This window comes from Occallatibacter riparius, assembly GCF_025264625.1.
Lineage (GTDB): Bacteria > Acidobacteriota > Terriglobia > Terriglobales > Acidobacteriaceae > Telmatobacter > Telmatobacter riparius.
In genome coordinates this window covers 1,913,773-1,931,832 of the sequence record NZ_CP093313.1, presented here as the reverse complement: position 1 = coordinate 1,931,832, position 18,060 = coordinate 1,913,773, and the positions used below count along the sequence as shown (strand labels likewise).

The window sequence follows — 18,060 nt, the reverse complement described above, 5'->3', positions numbered from 1 at the left end:
AACTCTCACTGAGCGGGCTTCGTATCAGGGGCTGATTTTAATCAGCCCGCCAGCCGCCACAATAAGCACCTGGGCTTTAGCCCCCGCGAGATGATCCCACGGAGAAACCATGCCACCCCAGGACCCCCGCTTCGACACCATCAGCCCGCTCAACAAGGGCCTCGGCCCCATGGACCACGCACTACGCGCCACCGACATCCCCTCCCTCAACTGGAACCTCCTCCGCGAAGATCTCAGCCTCCCTTCCGCGGTCCTCTACCGCGACAAGCTGCTCCACAACCAGCAGTGGATGCGCCACTTCATCGACGCCTATGGCGTAAAGCTCGCCCCCCACGGCAAAACAACAATGGCCCCGCAGCTCTTTCAGCTCCAGCTCGACGGCGGCGCGTGGGGCATCACCCTGGCCACCGCCCATCAAACCCTCGTCGCCCATGCGCACGGCGTGCGCCGCGTCCTCATGGCCAACCAGCTCATCGGCCGCCCCAACATGGCCATCATCGCGAACCTCCTGCGCGACCCCGCATTCGAGTTCTACTGCCTCGTCGATTCCGCAGACCAGGTCAATCAGCTAGGCGAATACTTCCGCTCCCAGTCGCAGCAACTGAATGTCCTCATCGAACTCGGCGTCCCCAACGGCCGCGCCGGCGTACGCGACGAGCAGCAACTCCTGTCCGTCCTCACCGCCCTTGATCGCTGGCCCGATGCCGTCCGCCTCTGTGGCATCGAAGTCTACGAGGGCGTCCTTGACAACGAACCCGCCATCCGCCAATTCCTTCAGCGCGCCTGCTCCGTCACCAACCAACTGATCGCCGAAAAGCGTTTCGCACAGAAACCCATCCTCACGGGCGCCGGCTCAGCTTGGTTCGACATCGTCGCCGAGGAGTTCACCGCAGCCCGCTTCAGCGCGCCCGTTGAAATCGTCCTCCGTCCCGGCTGCTATCTCACCCACGACGTCGGCTCTTACCGCCGCGCCCACCAGCGCATGCGGCAGAACAACCCTGTCGCGCACCAGATGAACACGACCCTTGAAACCGCGCTCCACATCTGGGCCTACGTGCAATCCATTCCCGAGCCAACCCGCGCCATCATCGGCATGGGCCGCCGCGACGCCGCCTTCGACTCCGGCCTCCCCGTTCCCGCCCTCCAATACCGCCCCAGCGCAAACGCAGCCGCAAACGCGCCCTCAGCCACACCTGCCCACTGGACCATCACCAAGCTGATGGACCAGCACGCCTACCTCGAGATCGCCCCCGGCGACGACCTCCACATCGGCGACATGCTCGCCTTCGACATCTGCCACCCCTGCCTCACCTTCGACAAGTGGCGCACCCTCCCCATACTCGACGCGAACTACAACGTCGTAGACCTCGTCCAGACCTTCTTCTAAGGCGCTTTTGCTTTTTGTTGTTGCTGTTCTTGCTTTTCTTTCCATTATTCCCGAAGGGAATCTGCTGCTCCCCCGCCAGGCGTGAGCTGCAAGCCCGCGAACTCCCCCGACCACTGACCACTGACTACTGACTACTGACTACTGACTACTGATCTAATAAATCAAATACTTCCCCCGCACCGCCTCAAACCTCTCGATCCCCTCGCGCCATCCTTCCGCAATCCGCCGCGGATCCTCACCCAACCCCAGCGCATCCATGCTCACCTTGCTCACCATCAGCCGATCAAGTTCCTTCACCTGATACTGCTTCGGATAAAGCTTTCCGAGCGCCGACGCAATCTCCAGCCCAAGCTCCGGCGCATCCAGCGCATTGCGATCCGTGATCACCAGATTCACTCCGCCACATTTCTGCCCGCTGTACACCGAACTCGCCGGCGTAAACTCGACCGGAACAAACCGCACCCCCGCGATCGCCCGCGCATTCAGATAAGCGGCAAACTCCGCCGCCTTGATCCACGGAGCTCCCACAACCTCAAACGGCGTATCCGTCCCGCGTCCCACCGAAACATTCGTCCCCTCAATCATCCCAATCCCCGGATAGAGCATGGCCTCATTCAAACTCCGCATATTCGGTGAAGGATTGATCCACACCTCGCCCGTCGAGTCGAACCAGTCGCCGCGCATCCACCCTTCCATCGGCACCACCGTCAGCTTCGCGCCAATGGCGCGCTCCGCATTGAACATCCGCGCCAGCTCGCCCATCGTCATCCCGTGCCGCACCGGCGTGCGCCAGTAGCTCACAAACGACTCGCGATCCCCATCGGCCACCGGCCCCTGCACAAACGCCCCGTTCACCGGATTCGGGCGATCGAGCACCACCAGCTCCTTGCCCGCCTTTGCCGCAGCCTCCAGGAAATACCCCAGCGTCGTCTCGTACGTATAGAACCGCACGCCCACGTCCTGGATATCGAACACCAGCACATCCAGCCCCGCCACCACCGTCGCATCCGGCCTGCGCTTCGCATCCGTGTCACCATACACGCTATAGACAGGCACGCCCGTCGCGGCATCGCGCCCATTCGCAATATCCGTCGTATCCGCCGTGCCCGTGATCCCATGCTCCGGGCTGAAGATCGCCGCCAGCTTGATCCCCGGCGCTTTCGCCAGCACATCAATCGTGCGCAGCCCACGCCCGTCCACACCGGTGTGATTCGTAATCAGCCCCACCTTCACCGGATGCGCCGCGTCGGCATGCAACTCGCCGAACCCGTGCTCCTCCAGCACATCGATCCCGTTCTTCACCTGCCCATTGCGCGACTCGATCCTGTGCGCCGCCATCAGCGACTCGTTATAGCCCGTGATCCGCGCCAGCCGCATCTTCTCCTGCTCCGTCACGGTCAGCTCAAGCCCATCCACCACCGCCGTCGCAATGCGGGTACGCAGCGATACCACCGACCGCCCTCCGCGCGGATGCACCGCGTTCGTCAACAGAATCACGTACGTGTCCGTCACCGGATCGATCCACAGCGACGTGCCCGTAAATCCCGTGTGCCCGAACGACCCCACCGGCAGCAACTCCCCGCGATTGCTCGCAAACGGCGAATCAATATCCCACCCCAGCCCGCGCACGCTCGCCGCATTCGCTGCCGTCTGCGGCGTTGACATCTTCTCCACCGCCTCGCGGCTCAGCACCTTCTCGCCCGTCAGCAAAGCCTGCGCAAAGATCGCCAGATCGTCCGCCGTCGAGAACAATCCCGCATGCCCCGCAACCCCGCCCATCCGCCGCGCCGTCGGATCGTGCACCACTCCGCGCAGCATCCGGTTCTGCTCGTCATACTGCGTCGGCGCAATCATTGGCCGCCACGCATCCGGCGGAAGAAACCGCGTATGCTTCATGCCCAGCGGCTCAAAGATGTTCTTCGCCGCAAACTCGTTCAGCGGCATCCCGCTCACCTTCTCCACCACAAATCCCAGCGTCTCGAAATTGATATCGCTGTACACAAACCGCGTGCCCGGCGGGTTCACCGGCCTCTGGTTCATCGCCATCCCAAACGCCGTATCGCGCCCCGACCACGGCGCAGTGAGATCGAGATCCGGAGCCAGCCCCGAATAGTGCGTCATCAACTCACGAATCGTGATGTCCTGCTTTCCGTTCTGCCCAAACTCCGGCAGATACGCAGCCACAGGATCATTCAGCCGCACGCGCCCTTCCTCCATCAGCTTCATCACGGACATCGTCGTCGCCACGCACTTCGTCAGCGACGCCATGTCGAAGATCGTATCCACCGTCATCGGCTCGCGCGCCGGCTCCAGCGATCGCATTCCGAACGCCTTCCGGTACACCACGCGCCCGTTGTGCCCCACCAGCAGCACGCCCCCCGGCATATTCCCATCCGCGACCGCCTTCTCCATCAGTGGATCGAGCACCGCTGCCAAGCGCGCAGAGCCCTTCTCACCGGAGCCCGCCTCCTGCGCACGCAGCGTCGCAGCAATCAAAAACAATCCGAGCCCAATGCAAATCAGCCTATGTATCGATACCCGTCTCATCACCCCTCGCTTACCCCCGCGTCACTGCGCTTCCTTCTCCATCCAACTCGCTGCAGGCGGCCCGCTGGCCGCAGCCGGCCTGCTGGCCGCAGCCGGCCTGCTGGCCGCATAACCAATTCCGAACGTAACCGCCGAACCGAACACCACCCACCACGTAAACGGAATCTTCGTGAACACCCAGCAATACACATTGAACGCCACACCGCACAGCATCCCCACCATCGCGCCCCGCTCCGTGGCTCTCCGCGTCAAAACCCCCAGCAGGAACACCCCCAGCAGCGACCCATACGTCACCGACGCAATCGAAAGCCCCATCTCAATCACCGTCCCGCCACGCCGCGCCAGCAGAGCCAGCGCGAACAGAACCAGCGCCCAGCACCCCGTAGCCGCCCGCGAAAACCTCACCCGCCTCTCCTCGCTCGACTGCGGAAGAAAGCGCGCATAGAAATCCACAACGCTTGTGGAAGAAAGGGAATTCAGCGCCGCGCTCAGGTTCGACATCGCCGCCGCCAGAATCGCCGCAATCATCAACCCCGCCACCAGGTGCGGCATACGCGTCGCAATAAACGTCGGAAAAATCGCATCGGTTCGCGCGAACGCCACCCCCGGCGAAACATCTCTGTAGAACACGAACAGCATCGCGCCAATCGTCAGAAACAGCGCAAACAGCACAAGCACCGCAAAGCCGCTCGCCACAATCGCCGTCTTCGATTGCCTCGCATTCCGCGCCGCCAGCAAGCGCTGCACAATCAACTGATCAGTCCCATGGCTCGCCGTGGTCAAAAACGCTCCGCCAATCACGCCCGACCAAATCGTATAAGGCACCTTCAGATTCGCCGACCAGTCGAAAACCCTGAACCGCCCCGCGTCCCCCGCAACCGCAGCAATGTGCGTCCACCCTCCCGGCACCGCGTGCGCAATCACCACAATCGTCACAACCGCCCCAGCCACATACAGCGACAGTTGCACAACGTCCGTCCAAATCACCGCTGCCATCCCGCCTTCAAACGTGTACACCAGCGTCAGCACCGTCACAATCCCAATCGCCGCCGCGTCGCGCCCGAAATCGCTCGTGCCCCCAAGCACCGGCCCCAGCGCGATCCGCACCACCATGGCCACCGCAAACACCCGCACCCCTTCGGCCGCGGCCCTCGTCAGCAGAAACACTCCCGCCGTCATCCAGCGCAGCCGCTCGCCGAACCGCCGCGCAATCAGCTCATAAGCCGTCACCAGCTCGCCGCGAAAATAATGCGGAATCAGCAACACGGCAACCGCAACGCGCCCCACCACGTAGCCCATCGCCAGTTGCAGAATCCTGAAGTCCTGCGCGTATGCCAGCCCCGGCAGGCTGATGATCGTGAGCGTGCTGGTCTCCGCCGCCACAATCGAAATCGCAATCGCCCACCACGGAATCCTGTTGTCCGCCAGAAAATATCCGCGCAGCGAACGTTCCTTCGCACGAAATCGCAGCCCGAACAGCGTCACCGCAACCAGGTAGCCGAGCACCACCAGAAGGTCAGCCTTGTTCAGGCCCATGCGCTCTCCCTCGCCGCGGTATATAAGTGTCGTGATCCTCCGGAGCCATCAAGCCGGACTCCCAATTTGAGGCGAGTTTTGAAGGGACGCAGCTTCACACCTGGCTGATGAGACTGCGACGAAATCACTGTTTTGAAGGGGCACCACTTTATGGCTTGCTGAAGACTCCGCAGGGCCGCTGTCTTGAAGGGGCACGGCTTCAGCCGTGCCGAAAAAGCCAATGATAAGCACGGGGCTTTAGCCCCTGAGGGATGATTTCGAGCATTCAGCAGTAGTTCACCAGCAGCACTCTTCAGCCGTGCCGTCCATATGCTCGATATGCAGAGCGGCTTTAGCCGCCGAGGGATGGTTCTGACACCGCGATCCCTGATCGATGTCCCTTCGACAAGCTGCCTGATGGCCCAACACTTCATCGTTTCACGCTTCTGATCAAGATACGTTCCTGCACTCCCCTTATAGAAGACACAATTGCCGACGCATCCTCATTCGCGAGAAAATACAACCTGAGCCTCTCGTGAATCGCACTCTCCCGCCCATCTCCTCGCTTTACCTCGCCGCCGTTCTCGCCTGCGCCGCGCCCCTCTCCGCGCAATCCGATCAGCGTCAGAATGCGATCCAACTCGAACAGCAGGGCAAAGCGGCAGAAGCAGAAGCCGCCTGGCGCGCGTGGACCACAGCCCATCCCACCGACGCCGAAGCCTTCGCGCATCTCGGCCTTCTTGAAGCCCGCCAGGAAAACTACTCCGGCGCCATCGAGCACTATCGCAAGGCCATGAAGCTCGCGCCCGCCATGCAGGGCCTTCGCCCCAACCTCGGCCTCGCCTACTTCAAGAACGGCGACTACCGCCAGGCCATCGACACCTTCGCGCCCCTGCTCAAGGCCAATCCCGGCGACGACCGTCTCACCCTGCTCACCGGCATGTCCCACTACGGTCTCGGCGAATACCAGGCCGCCACGCCCTTTCTGCAGAAGTCCGCCGAGCGCGACCCACAGAACCTCACCCTTCTCCTCACGCTCGCGCACGCTTGCCTCTACGCGCACGAGTACCCGTGCGTCCTCGACACCTTCCACAAGATCGTCGCCCTCAATGCCGAATCCGCCGAAGCCGACATGCTCGTCGGCGAAGCCCTCGACGAGATGAAAGACCCCATCGGCGCGCAGCGCGAGTTCCGCGCCGCCATCGCCGTCAACCCCAAGGAGCCCAACGTCCACTTCGGCCTCGGCTATCTTCTCTGGACCAAGGGCCAGTGCGCTGAAGCCGCGCAGCAGTTTCAATCCGAGCTCGACAACGATCCCGGCCACCTCCAGGCCATGCTCTATCTCGCCGACAGCAACATCCAACTCGATAAGATTGACGACGCCCTGCCGCTCCTCGAAAAGCTCGTCAGCCAGCATGCCGATAACGCTATGGCCCATCGCGATCTCGGCATCGTCTACGCCGCGCGCGACCGCAATCCTGAAGCAGTGAAGGAATTCCAGCAGGCCATCCGTCTCGCGCCCAACGACGTCAACGCCCACTACCGCCTCGCGCGCCTCTATCGCACCATGGGCCGCACCGCCGAGGCCAACGCCGAATTCGAGAAATCCCGCTCCCTCAACAAAGCCGCCGACGAGCACCTCCTCAAAGTGATGTCAACAATCCCCGCAGCACAACAGAAGCCTTCTCAACCCAGCGCCCCCGCCAAATAAAGCCCGCTCCCCCACAGAGCTGTCATCCCGACCGCAGGGAGGGATCTGCGGTTGCGTCCGACGAACTTCAAGCCAGCATTACGTCCGAGCTGCCGAGAACTCGAGAACCAATGGAATCTACTTAAATCAATGGTGCTCCTCTAGCAGGATGATGGGGTGAGCGGATGCAGGCTCAGCGATGTCCTTCCACAACGATGCAACGAAGCATCTTGACTCAGGGTAAGCGCCCAATGGCATCCGGCGTTCGAAGCTGCACAGGTTGTGCTTGACCTCCGTCTTCCAAAACGCGAAACAAGTCCCCGCTGGGATCCATCTGAGTGGCCTACCCACATCTGCAACAACAAATCTCACCGGGCCAGAGCGCAGATGCTCCGTGATTTGTTGCGCAGAAAGGTCGGCGACTCGTTCGGTGATCGGGGAGCCATCCTCTTGCCAAATTGCCTTCATCGGTAGGGTTATGACCACCTTCTCAGAAATCTTCATGGGAAACGCTCCCGTTCTGTACAGATTGGTAGGCTGTCCTAACAAACCTCCGAAGCCCCGGAGCGACTGTCTGATTTGTCAAGGGTTCATGGAGGGGTTGCTGGAAAAGACGGCGCGCTGCGCCTCGGAAAACGCAGAGAGCGCGTTTCCCGCTTTCCCACAACCGAGCGGCTACGGCGAGTGGGAGATTAGCATGTTCAGGCGCAAGCCCGGGAGGAAGTGGTCTGAAGCGCCAGCCGACAGCGCACCTCGCGGGCCTTGGCGTTGAGCCGCACCAGCAGCTTGTGGGCGAGCGCAATGCGGACGACCTTGGGCGGCTTGCCGGCCGCGCGGAGGCGCTGCTGAAAGGCGGTGAAGTCCGGCTCGAAGCGGCCCGCCACACCAGCCACGAGGTAGAGGATGTCGCGCACCGCGGCGCGTCCTCCCCGCACCGCGCGTTTGCCCTGCTGCTTTCCCGAGTCGTTGGCCAAAGGAGCCAGCCCGGCCAGTTTGGAGACGGTCTTGTTGGACAGCAGGCCGATCTCCGGCATCTCCGCCATCAACCGCGCCACGGTGCGGTCGGCCACGCCTTTGATGGTGCGAAATGCCTGGTTGAGTTCCCGCCACAGCGGGTCCTGCTCGATCAGCCTGGCGATGCGCTGCTCCAGATCGCGGATCTGGCGGGCAACGAAGGCCAGCAACTTGGCGAAGGAAACCTGCACGGCGCGATCGGTAACCAACCGCTGCTGGTTGCGTTGCGCCGTACGCACATCGGTCAGCTGGCGAAGACGCGTGACCAGCGCCCGCAACTGCTGCTGGCCGGGCGGCGTCAGGCAGGCTGGCTGCGGCTTCTTCACTTCGGCGTACCAGGCGATCATGGCGGCGTCGATGCGATCGGTCTTCTCCAGTGAGCCCATGCTCTGAGCGAACTGGCGCACCGCGCGCGGGTTCACGATGGCCACCGCAAGGCCTTGTTCCGATAGCTGCGCAAACGCCAGTTGTTCGTACCCGCCGGTGGCTTCCATGGCCACCATTTCAACCTGATGTGCCTGGCAAAAGGCGCCCAGCGCCATAATCCCTTCGGGGGTGTTGGGGAAAGACCCTGCCGCACCCTGCTGGCCAATGCGAACTTCCAGGGACTCGGAAGCAACATCTACGCCACAAACCATCTGTGTCACGATAACCTGCCTTGTATGTTCGAATGAGATCGTGCGACTGTTCGGTCGTACGTGACTTGGGCAGCGGTCCCTATGCTCCGGGACGGTGAGCGATCACCTGGGGACGTACGGGAGCCGCCCGCCCGCGGGGGAGCCGATGCCTCGGCTCCCCCACTGCAACAGTCTCACCGAAACTGCCGCTCATTCAGAGATACAAGGGGCGGCGCGAAGCCCACCCTCTTTGTTCATGCGCAAGAGAAGCCTGCGACCAAGCCGCCCGGCCGCAAACCAGCAGCCTCCTCAAGTCGGCTCTCTCTTCAGTAGGCTTTCAGCTTCACTTTGACCCACTTGCCTTCGGAGGGGAATGAGATCCCGAAAAAAGTCTCATCGCCGTTGATGAGGCGCCTGGACTGCCACTTGCCGTCGACGAACTCGCCTTCTTCAGCGGAGAGGAACTGGGCCTTGCGAAGTTCGGAGCCGCGGTTGGGACGGAAGTTGATCAGCGCGTCGAAGCCGCAGATGAGGAACTCGTCCGGACCGAGTTCGGCCACCATGGCACGACCGGTCCTGTTCTTGTTGCCGCTTCCGAAGAGACCTCCGTAGCTGGGTCTGGGAGTTCCGAAGGTGACTACGGATTCAAACTGACTGAAAGTGAGTCGGAGGTCGGTGATCTGGTCTTCTTCGACGGCCACTTGATCGCATTCTTCTGCTGAAGTTCGGCAATTTCAGAGACGGCGGCAGCGATGAGATGGAAGTCGGCGGCGAGGCCCGAGAAGAGCTCCTCCTGCTTGATCCCGTACTCGGGGGGAACTTGGGCATCGATGCCGAACGGAGCGAAGGAGAGCGAGTGCGCTTCAAGAGCGTAGAAGAAGTAGCGAGCGGCCATCGGCCCGAAGATGGTTTCGGGAACGAAGAGCGGGTTGTCAGGGCGGCCGTACTTGTGGAGAATGTCGCGATATCCAGAGTAGTCAAGGACGTAATTATCCGGGGCGATGGCATCGAGCGATGGGGTGTTGGCTTTCCACAGGTCGAGAACATTGGAGGTGGCTCCGCCGCTAGGGTAGGCTTCACCGGGCCGCTCAAAGTTCTTGCGCTCGCGCAGCCACGTGTTCACGTACATCGGAAGCGGATACTCAACCTTGCCCGCGGCCGCCACCGCATTGATGTAGGCGGAGATGTAGTAGGCCTGAAAGGCTTCTGGAGCTTCTTCTGGACCGAAGGCTTCGGTCCAGTTGCCGGATTTTTTCTTGAGAGCCTGGGTAATCTTTTCTGGGACCGGCGCGGCAAAGAGCTTGTTGGCTTCGGCGGAGTAGTCGCGATCGCTTTCGAGCGAGCCCGGCTCGTTTTCAACCTGCATCATAAGGACGGTGTGCTGATCGGAGTCTACTTCTTTGAGATGGTGCATCAGGGCGGCGAAGGCCCTGGCGTCGGCATTGCGGGTGGCTTCCGCGATGGGGGCAAGAACGCGGATCTGTTCTCCGGCGCGGTTGCGCATGCGAGGGTAGCGCGTGGTGTCTTCTTTCACCCATTGCGGGGCGTAGTCCATTTCGCCGTTCTTCCACGTGGCGAACCAAAGAAGGATTACGTGCAGGTTGTTCTGGCGCGCACCTGCGAGGATGCGGTCTACCGAGGTGAAGTCGAAGTGGCCCGGCTGTGGCTCGATGACTTCCCAGTAAACGGGAATCTCGGCAGTGTTCGCGTGAAGTTGCTTGTAGAGAGGCCACGCGCGGTCGAGTTCGCCCGGCCAGCCGGATGAGTTTCTGACCTGCGCACCGAGGATCAGATATGGATGACCATCGACCAGTAACTGATAAGAACCGGCCGCGGTCTTTTCAACGCGGGGCATTTCCGCTCCAGAAAGAAGCGGGGTCGCGAAAGTGAGGACAGAGAGCAGGAACGTCGCGGGAAGGGCGTGCGTTAGCATTCGCATAAAAGATTGTGACGAGGATACGCCGTTTCACTCGTGTTTGAGAATCATCGATTCCCCGCTCGCTGCACAGATCTTTAACTCCTTTCCAGGTTGCATTCCGCGCACTGGGTTCGAGGTAGGCATTCGTCAGAGCAGAACTCCGCTTTTAAAAATAACGGCTCGCTCCCCCACAGAGCTGTCATCCCGACCGGAGCGGAGGGATCTGCGGTTGCATCTGGCGATCTCCAAGCGAGCATCACTTCCGAGTTGGCGACCATCCGACCAGAATGCTCAAGACTCGTGCGGCTCAACCGTAACGCTTACTCTTATCAGGATATTCAACAAATGAATGCAGACGGATCAACCCGGCCCCGCCGCAGGAATATTTTCATATTCGCTGTCACGGCATCGTTAATTCTTATCGCCGCGATTTCGATTCTTCGATTGAATTGGTTTCGGGTCTCAGTTCGAAAATATGAGATGAGTGTGGCCTTCAATGGAAAAGCACCGTGGGGTGATGTCGGTGCAGAATTAGATGGCGATCCGGCTCCAACTGTCCTCTATCGCAAGATAGGAAGGAGCTACTGCTATACGGCCTTCCAGTCGCCGGTACTGTCTTCTCGCGTAAAGGAATCGGGTAGAAGCCTCGTCAATGTTGAGTACAACGTCTTCTCAAGCTTCGGCCATGAAGGAAGGTACACGTTACGATCTGTGGACGGTGTACTCGTTGCAGACGGCAATCGAGTTATCAAAGATGTTCGCGAGTTTGGAGGTCAAGTTCTTCTGGACGCCGATGAGCCTTCTGGCTGTCCTTAGGTCGCAATTAGATGTCTCACCGCCCACGCGGAAGTGCCTCTGTCCAAACCTGCAAACGCACCACCATTTCACGAACGCATCGCAAGAGCGAATGAATATTGTTAATCCACCAACACCGCACAAATTGAACATCTACGTCCCCAAAAAAATCGGGCCGGAACAAACGTTCCGGCCCTTCAGGAACTCAGGCCACATGAGACCGCTACACCTGAGACTCAGTTAGAAATTCAGCTTCGCACCCAGCTGAATGCGCCGCGGCGAGTGGCCCGCAGTCACCTGTCCAAAGCTGCCGTCCGCCGTTGACGTATCCACGGACGAGAAGCTCTCGTGGTTAAACGCGTTGAAGAACTCGCCGCGAAGCTGGAAGTTCAACCGCTCCACGAGCTTGATGTTCTTGATTGCCGCCAGATCCCAGTTGTTGTAGCCGGGGCCAAGCAGGCTGCCCTTGCTCTCGCTGCCGAAGTGGTAAACCGCCGGCGCAAACGACTCCTTCGTGAACCACGCATCCACCTTCTTCGGCATGTGCACCTTGGCAATCTGGTCCGGACGCGTCGCGCCCAACCCGATGCCCACGTTCACACCATCCGGATCCCACGGGTCGCGCGGCTGGCTCAGCGAGAAGTTCGATCCCGAGACAAACTGCGTGATCCCCGAGACCTGCCATCCGCCCAGCACACGGCCCGTGAAGCCCTGCTGGCCCTTGAACCAAGGCAGGTCATACACATAGTTCGCCGTGAAGATGTGCGGCGTGTTGTAGGTCGACGGACCGTAGTCCATCATGAAGTCGTACGAGTTGGTCGCCTGCTCGCTGCGGTCCGTCGACTGCGTCGACAAATCCTTCGAGTAGGTGTAAGCCACACCCGCCTGCAGCCCGTGCGAACGGTGATTCAAGCTCACCTGCAGCGAGTTGTAGTTGTTGGTGAAGAACGGCGCGCGCGAGTTGATCCCCGCGTAGCCCAGGTACGGACGAATCGCATTCACGCTCACCGTCGGCCCCGCCGCCAATCGATCCGCTACCCGCGGCTGGTTCTTGTCAAACTGGCCCAGCAGGTGCCGCGCCTGGTTGCCCACATACGCCACTTCCAGAACCGTGCTCGGAATTAGCTGCCGCTGCACGCTCAGGTTGTAGTTCGCATAGTTGGGAACCTTGAACGTCGGATCGCCCGTCGCCGTAATTCCATTCGGTCCATACGACACTGCCGTCGCTCCGCCCTTGATGTTGTCGAAGGCGCCGTTCACAATCGTCGTGCGCTGCGCCAGCGGCGGGTTGCCAAAGGCGTTCTGTTCCCAGATGCCGTTCAGCACGCGGTCGTAGAAGATGCCGAAGCCTCCGCGAACCACCGTCGTCCCTTTGCCGTCGAGGTTGTACGAGAAACCAAGCCGCGGCGCAAAGTTAGCGTTATAGTTCGGGTTGACATAAGCGCCGAACGGCGAGCACGACACCATCGGTGCAATCGACTGCGCGTGGCTGCATGCTTCACCCTTCGGGAAGATGATGCCGTTCGTGTAAGTCGCCGGCAGCAGCTCCATCCCGCTCACGCTCTGCCCCGGAACAAAGTTGCCCGCATTCGGATCGGTGTAAGCCGAGTTGGTGTTGATCTGCGGCGATAGCTTCGCGCTGTAGAGATCCGGATCGAAGTTCGACAGCGTGTTCTTCACATCCGTGACGGAAGGCAGTCGGCTCCACCGCAGTCCCAGGTTCAACGTCAGCCGCGGCGTAACCTTCCAGTCGTCCTGCGCATAGATCTCGCTGTTGGTGAAATGCAGGTCGGGAACAATATCAGGCAGCGTCTGCGTAAACGACGCCACATTGCCCACCAGGAAGTCGCCCCACGAGTTGAAGCTGAAATTCGGCTCGCCGTTCACCGCGTTTTCCGTCTTCACCATCTGCTGAATCTGGAAGCCGAAACGCACCGTGTGCTTGCCAAGATTGATCGCCAGGTTGTCGAAGTACGTGCGATCAAGGTTCCGTTCATTCCACGGAGCCGAGCCCGCGTTGAAGCCCGTCACGCCCGTAATGCTGATCGCTGGAACCTTGCCATAGGGATCAGGCTCCCACTGGTTCGTCAGCGCGCTGTTCACCGTCGATGAAGTAGCAAACTGCCCGCTCTTGATCGCCGAGAAGTACGTGCCCTGCGACCACACAAACTCGAACTCGTTCACCACCTTCGGATTGATCGCCCACGTCAGGTTGCCCACCACGTTCTTGCCCGGCGAGTTCACCAGCGTGTCCACAAGCCCCGGATAGTTGCTGCCCGCCCAAAGGCCTTCGGGATTGTCCACAGGCATGTCGTCATTCATATAGCGCGCATAAAAGTGGATCTTCTCGTTGAAGTAGTGATCCACACGCACAATGTCGTCGCGGAAGTTGTTCTGCGCCGAGTAGGCGAACGTGTAGTTCGCGCCGTCGTTCGCGGGATACTTGCTGAACACGTTATCCAGATACACCTTCGAGTTCGCGCTGTAGCAGCTCGGCGAAATCGTCGTCGTGTCCGTCGCCGCATCATACGTCGTGCAGCCCGGCGCGCCGCCCGTAAATTTCCCCGCAACCTTGCCGGCCAGCATGTCCTGGCTTGCCGCCGGCATCGAGTCGCCGCCCGGCGTGCTCTGCTTCCGCCACTCTTCTGAATAGAAGAAGAACGTCTTCGTCTTGTTCGTGTTGTAAAGCTTCGGAATGAAGACCGGTCCGCCGATCGTGAATCCGTAAACGTTGTGGTGGTTCACCGGATTCTTATTCGGCTCCCCGTTCGCAACCTGCGCGCGCTTGTTGAACCACTCATTCGCGTCCAGCGCCGTGTTGCGCACAAATTCGTAGGCGTTGCCGTGGAACGTGCTGGTGCCCGACTTGGTCGCCACCAGGATCTGCCCGCCTCCCGAACGCCCGTAGCCTGCATCGTAGTTGCCGCGCTGCAGCGTGAATTCCTGAATCGCGTCCACGTTCGGCGCATTGATCACCGTGCCGTTCGAACCCGAGTCGTTGATGTCCGCGCCGTCAATCGTCCAGTTGTTCGCCGTAGTGCGAGCGCCGTTCACTGACATCGCAGTGTTGCCCGCGCCCGTCTCATCGCCCATCTGGTTCACAACGCCCGGCTGCAGCGTCACCAACTGCTGGAAGTTGCGTCCCGCCAGCTCCAGCCCTTCAATCTGCTCGCCGGTAATCGTGCCGGCCTGCGCCGCAGTCTCCGTATCCACCGACACCGAGTTGGCTTCTACCGTCACCGTCGCGCTCTCTGCGCCCGGCTTCAACTGGATGTTCAGCCCGCGCTTCTCGGCCACATTCAGCACAACGCTCTTGGCTTCCCATTTGGCGAACCCATTTGAGGCCACGCTCACCGTATAAGTGCCGGCCGGCAGCGTGGTCACCACATAGTTGCCCGAGTCATCCGCCGTCACAACGCGCTGCGCCCCGTTCACGCCGTTCGCCGTCACCGTCACCGTCGCGTGCGGAATCACCGCACCCGTCGCGTCCGTCACCGTTCCGCTCAGGGTCGCGGAGAGTTCCTGCGCCGCACCCCATCGCGCGCCAAGCGCCAGCACCATCGCCAATACGCTCGCAATCACCACCCAGCGCCTCAACCGGGCAGGAGCCTCACTACATCTATGATCAGTGCATTTTTTGAACTGATTATTTGCCACCGCACTTCTCCTCTCGTCTTGTATCTTTCAGAGAATTTTTCGCTTGAGGGATAGGTCACGAGCGAACCAACGTCGCTCAAAGTTCACCAGGATTGTGGAACTGGTGAGTTCTCGATCCAGCCTTCAGAGGCCTGCCGCAGAACCCGGGAGGAAAAAACTTGCTGCATCAGGGGACTCCAGAAGTGTTCAGCCAGGCCGTGCCTTCTTCCTGACATCCATCCCCCAGGCGCTCTATTCGTATCTGCGCCTGCGTGGACTGAGGCCGCGCGGCCTCATGTCTTGGAACAATAGGACGAAAGTCATAAGTTGGCAAGGGTGAAAATGATCGTTTGTAGATCAAATGAACAAAATATCGAATACAAGTGGCGCGAAACGATAGCTATGTCACCGTATTTGCTCGATTTAACCACTTTGGGCCTTGGATAACACTTGAACCGTTCTCTAACCAAGTTTTGGCCTCTCCAGACGCCAAAACAAGCCTATATATCACAAGACAAATGTGATATCCATGAAGACTCCCGATAATTGGGGGGACCTTCTTCAAACGCGTTCGAGAAGCTGCTACACCCCGCCAGCCCTTCCAGCAAAAAGTCCCTTCAATTTGATCACTTTCCAAGAGTATGATCTGCTGAGCAGTTGCCTTGCCAAACTCTGGACCCCCTTAATGGTGTGGCTGAGTCCCGCTCATCCGCTGCTCGAGGTGTGAATTGAATTCGAAGAAAAAATCCCTGCTCATCCGGCCTTCATTTGTCGCGCCCACCATCGCCAGCCTCGCCCTCCTCGCCTTTGCCGCCGCGGCAAACGCACAGCCGCCTGCACCTTCCGCTCAGCCCCTCCGCCTGATGCCTCTGCCCAGCTCCGTCCAGACCGGCCAGGGTTCGTTGAGCCTTAATGCGCACTTCCATGCTGGATTCACCGGCAATCACGACCCACGCCTCGACGCCGCACTCGACCGCTTCCTCGCCCGTCTCGACTACCGTTGCGGCGGCATCCGCCGCATGCAGCACGACGCAGCAGCCGGCGCTTCCAACCTGCTCACGCTCCAGGTCGCCGGCCCCGGCGCGGCCATCCAGAACCTCGACGAGGACGAGAGCTACAAGCTGAGCGTCACCCCCCAGGGCGCCACCCTCACCGCCGCCAACGACCTCGGCGCCATGCACGGCCTCGAGACCTTCCTCCAGCTCGTCAATATGGAGAACGGCGGCTGCCAGGTCCCCGCCGTCACCATCGACGACACCCCGCGCTTCCGCTGGCGCGGCATGCTCGTCGACGTCGTCCGCCACTTCGAGCCCGTTGATGAAGTCGAGCGCACCCTCGACGCGATGGCCATCGCCAAGCTCAACGTCTTCCACTGGCACCTCAGCGATGACGAAGGCTTCCGCGCCGAAAGCAAGAAATTCCCCAAGCTCACTGAAACCGCTTCCGGCGGCCTCTTCTACACCCAGGACGAGATGCGTGAAGTCGTCGCTTACGCCCGTGCCCGCGGCATCCGCGTCATTCCTGAGTTCGACATGCCCGGCCACAGCACCTCTGAAGTGCTTGCCTATCCCGAATACGGCTCCGGCGAAGACATCAAAACCGTGCACCTCTCGTACGAAGATCCGCGCGCCGAACTCGATCCCTCCAACGAAAAGACCTACAAGTTCATCGACACCTTCGTCGGCGAAATGGGTGAAATCTTCCCCGACGACTACTACCACGTCGGTGGCGACGAAACCGAAGGCAAGGCCTGGCTTGCCAACCCCCGCATCAAGGCCTTCATGGACAAGAAGGGCTTCAAGACCACCGCTGAGCTGCAGACCTACTTCAACCAGCGCCTTCTGCCCATCCTCGCCAAGCACCACAAAAAGATGGTCGGCTGGGACGAGATCCTCACCCCCGGCCTCCCCAAGGACATCATGATCCAGAGCTGGCGCGGCCTCGAATCCCTCTCCGCCGCTGCCGTCCAAGGCTACACCGGCATGCTCTCCACGCCTTATTACCTCGACCACCAGGACACGGCCGAACAGATGTTCCTCGCCGACGTCGTCCCGTCCGACACCAAGCTCACCCCCGATCAGCAGAAGCTCATCCTCGGCGGCGAAATCTGCATGTGGGCCGAGCAGATCAACCCCTCAACCATCGACTCCCGTATCTGGCCACGCTCCCTCGCTATCGCCGAACGCTTCTGGTCCCCGCAGTCCGACCGCGACGTTCCCGACATGTACCGCCGCATGCGCGCCGTTTCCCTCGAGCTTGAAGAAGTCGGCATCCGGCACATCATCGGACCCAAAACGCTTCGCCGCAGCCTCGCCGGCTCCACCGATCCCGAAGCGCTAGACACCTTCGCCTCCGTCCTTGAGCCGGTCAGCTTCGGCGACCGCGAAGACACCCAGCACACCGACGCCTTCCAGTCCCTCAACCGCCTCGTCGACTCCGTCGTAGCCGATCCGCCCGCCCGCCAGCAGATCGCCCGCGACGTCAACACCCTGCTCAGCACTCCTCACTCGCCTGAAGCGGCGCTCGCTGCCATGCGCCTACGCCACCGTTTCGAGTCCTGGCAGGAAGCAAGCCCATCCCTCCAGGCCCTCTGCCAGCGCTCATCGCGCCTCAACGACGCCGCCGACCGCGCCCACCAGCTCGGCCAGCTCGCCCGCGCTGGCCTCGAGTCGCTCGCCTACCTCGAAAACCACACCGCCCCACCCGCCGGATGGGCCGACCAGCAAACGTCCCTCCTCGCTGACGTCCAAAAGCCCTCCGCGCTCGTCAAATATGTATTCCTACCCGACCTCGAGAAGCTGGTGAAAGCTGCAGCCACTCGTTAGTTCGTCGGTCCTGCTGCGCCTCTCGAGCCCTCTCCGGTCCCGAGAGGCTTTTTGTTGGCTTCTGCCTTTGCTTTCTTTCTGTCATTCCCGAAGGGGACTCTGCCGGTCACCGTCTT

The 18,060-nt window shown here is 60.8% G+C and carries 10 protein-coding genes; 4 read left to right on the top strand and 6 right to left on the bottom strand.

The window, feature by feature from the left end:
- Positions 1-109 precede the first annotated feature (109 nt).
- Complete coding sequence (locus MOP44_RS07625; protein WP_260795404.1) at positions 110-1,387, top strand: amino acid deaminase; 1,278 nt, start codon at positions 110-112, stop codon at positions 1,385-1,387.
- 153 nt (positions 1,388-1,540) lie between these two features.
- Here MOP44_RS07625 and MOP44_RS07620 read toward each other — a convergent pair whose 3' ends face one another.
- Together MOP44_RS07620 and MOP44_RS07615 are read right to left on the bottom strand one after the other, a co-directional pair.
- Positions 1,541-3,889 (bottom strand): exo-beta-N-acetylmuramidase NamZ domain-containing protein, encoded by a 2,349-nt coding sequence (locus MOP44_RS07620; RefSeq protein WP_260795402.1) that lies wholly within the window; start codon positions 3,887-3,889, stop codon positions 1,541-1,543.
- Positions 3,890-3,955: 66 nt separating this feature from the next.
- Positions 3,956-5,470, bottom strand: coding sequence for a sodium:solute symporter (locus tag MOP44_RS07615; protein ID WP_260795401.1), 1,515 nt, complete (start codon positions 5,468-5,470; stop codon positions 3,956-3,958).
- A gap of 514 nt (positions 5,471-5,984) precedes the next feature.
- Here MOP44_RS07615 and MOP44_RS07610 point away from each other — a divergent pair.
- Entirely contained in the window at positions 5,985-7,160 is a 1,176-nt protein-coding gene (locus MOP44_RS07610; RefSeq protein WP_260795400.1) for a tetratricopeptide repeat protein, read from the top strand.
- A gap of 680 nt (positions 7,161-7,840) precedes the next feature.
- On the opposite strand, the gene MOP44_RS07605 is transcribed toward MOP44_RS07610, so the two are convergent.
- The 3 genes from MOP44_RS07605 to MOP44_RS07595 all read right to left on the bottom strand — a co-directional run bounded on the left by MOP44_RS07605 (position 7,841) and on the right by MOP44_RS07595 (position 10,625).
- Positions 7,841-8,800, bottom strand: a complete 960-nt coding sequence (locus MOP44_RS07605; protein ID WP_260794022.1) for an IS110 family RNA-guided transposase — start codon at positions 8,798-8,800, stop codon at positions 7,841-7,843.
- 296 nt (positions 8,801-9,096) lie between these two features.
- Entirely contained in the window at positions 9,097-9,471 is a 375-nt protein-coding gene (locus MOP44_RS07600) for a DUF5597 domain-containing protein (protein ID WP_260795399.1), read from the bottom strand.
- The gene (locus MOP44_RS07595; protein ID WP_260795398.1) at positions 9,408-10,625 is read right to left on the bottom strand and encodes a beta-galactosidase; all 1,218 of its coding nucleotides are present in this window, start codon (positions 10,623-10,625) and stop codon (positions 9,408-9,410) included. Before MOP44_RS07595 ends, MOP44_RS07600 begins: the two co-directional genes overlap by 64 nt.
- A gap of 330 nt (positions 10,626-10,955) precedes the next feature.
- Here MOP44_RS07595 and MOP44_RS07590 point away from each other — a divergent pair, with 330 nt between their 5' ends.
- Positions 10,956-11,504 carry a hypothetical protein gene (locus MOP44_RS07590; protein WP_260795397.1) on the top strand — a complete coding sequence of 183 codons (549 nt, stop codon included), beginning with the start codon at positions 10,956-10,958 and terminating at the stop codon, positions 11,502-11,504.
- Between the two features lie 219 nt (positions 11,505-11,723).
- Here the strand turns inward: MOP44_RS07590 and MOP44_RS07585 are convergent, their stop codons facing one another.
- Positions 11,724-15,068 carry a TonB-dependent receptor gene (locus MOP44_RS07585; protein WP_260795396.1) on the bottom strand — a complete coding sequence of 1,115 codons (3,345 nt, stop codon included), beginning with the start codon at positions 15,066-15,068 and terminating at the stop codon, positions 11,724-11,726.
- Between the two features lie 779 nt (positions 15,069-15,847).
- Here MOP44_RS07585 and MOP44_RS07580 point away from each other — a divergent pair.
- A complete protein-coding gene (locus MOP44_RS07580) occupies positions 15,848-17,944 on the top strand; it encodes a beta-N-acetylhexosaminidase (RefSeq protein WP_260795395.1) in 2,097 nt (698 codons plus the stop codon).
- Positions 17,945-18,060 lie beyond the last annotated feature (116 nt).